The organism is Bacillus sp. EKM202B (assembly GCF_011066025.1).
GTDB lineage: Bacteria > Bacillota > Bacilli > Bacillales > Bacillaceae_G > Bacillus_A > Bacillus_A toyonensis.
Map to the genome: position 1 here is coordinate 1 of NZ_JAAMNK010000090.1, position 659 is coordinate 659.

The window sequence follows — 659 nt, forward strand, 5'->3', positions numbered from 1 at the left end:
GGTTGTTCCTTCACTTCATACTTGTACGCTACTCCGTTTGCATCGTATGCTTGCAGTTTTTCAAACGTGTACTTCCATTCACTTGCTACTGTTACTTCTTTTGTATCTACTACTTTACCGTTTTGTAGTAAGTTTATTTTGATTGTGCTTGGACGATCTGTTGCGTTGTTATCGTTCCACGTCTTTGTTCCTTCTACTTTCGTTTCGCCCACTTTTGTATTCGTGATGTCATAACCGTGTACGTCAGATTGATATCCGGCTACTGGCTGTTCCTTCACTTCATACTTGTACGCTACTCCATTTGCGTCATATGCTTCTAAATCTGCAAATGCATATTTCCAGTTTGTTTCCGCTGTTACTTCTTTTGTATCTACTACTTTACCGTTTTGTAGTAAGTCTACTTTGATTGTGCTTGGACGATCTGTTGCGTTGTTATCGTTCCATGTTTTTGTTCCTTCTACTGTCAATTTCGCTACTTTTGTATTTGTGATGTCAGTACCACTTACTTTGGATTCATATCCGGCTACTGGCTGTTCTTTCACTTCATACTTGTACGCTACTCCGTTTGCATCGTATGCCTGTAGTTTTTCAAACGTGTACTTCCAATTTGTTGCCGCTGTTACTTCCTTTGTATCTACTACTTTACCGTTTTGTAAAAG

General features: G+C 39.3%; 1 protein-coding gene. It reads right to left on the reverse strand.

Going from position 1 to position 659, the window contains the following annotated elements; translation table 11 throughout:
• Positions 1-659: Cna B-type domain-containing protein (locus G9F74_RS29410; protein WP_165406430.1), on the reverse strand; the 659-nt coding region annotated here is incomplete at both ends.